This is a genomic window from Vibrio sp. D173a (genome assembly GCF_030248475.1).
In genome coordinates this window covers 1-577 of the sequence record NZ_JAHGAH010001372.1, presented here as the reverse complement: position 1 = coordinate 577, position 577 = coordinate 1, and the positions used below count along the sequence as shown (strand labels likewise).

The window sequence follows — 577 nt, the reverse complement described above, 5'->3', positions numbered from 1 at the left end:
ATTTTAAGTGCATTTGCACTGTCTATTCTGTCTGGTTGTGCAACAGTTCCAACGGCTGATAAATCAGAATCGAATCAACTTAAACAGTTTGATGCGCCATCTGAGGGTAAATCTGGTGTCTACGTGTATCGTGACAATTCACACCTTGGCGGTGCTTTGAAGAAAGATGTTTATATCAATGGTGAGTGTATTGGCGAAACGGCTCCGGGCGTATTCTTCTACCAAGAAGTTGCCGGTGATAAAGAGCACACCATCAGTACAGAATCAGAATTTTCCGCTAACGACATTACTCTGTACACAGAAGAAGGGCGTAACTACTTTGTTCAGCAGTACATCAAAATGGGTGTATTTGTTGGTGGTGCGGCACTAGAGCCAGTTGATGAAGAGAAAGGCAAAGCAGAAGTCGCTAAAACAGACTTAGCAGTGAAAGGCATTTGTACCGCTTCAGCGGAGTAGTGTAGCGACAAATCAGTTTTTAGCACTGATGTTTATTGAAGTGGATCGATAGAGCAAGATGAGTAGCAATACTTAGCTTGCTTTTTTTATTTCTTGTAGATCTTATCCTTCCCGTTAACTA

At 41.9% G+C, this 577-nt stretch carries 1 protein-coding gene; it reads left to right on the top strand.

Annotated elements, in window-relative coordinates:
• Positions 1 to 456 (top strand): DUF2846 domain-containing protein (locus tag KIV40_RS33445; protein WP_375164946.1); only part of this gene is annotated, 456 nt, incomplete at its 5' end.
• Positions 457 to 577 lie beyond the last annotated feature (121 nt).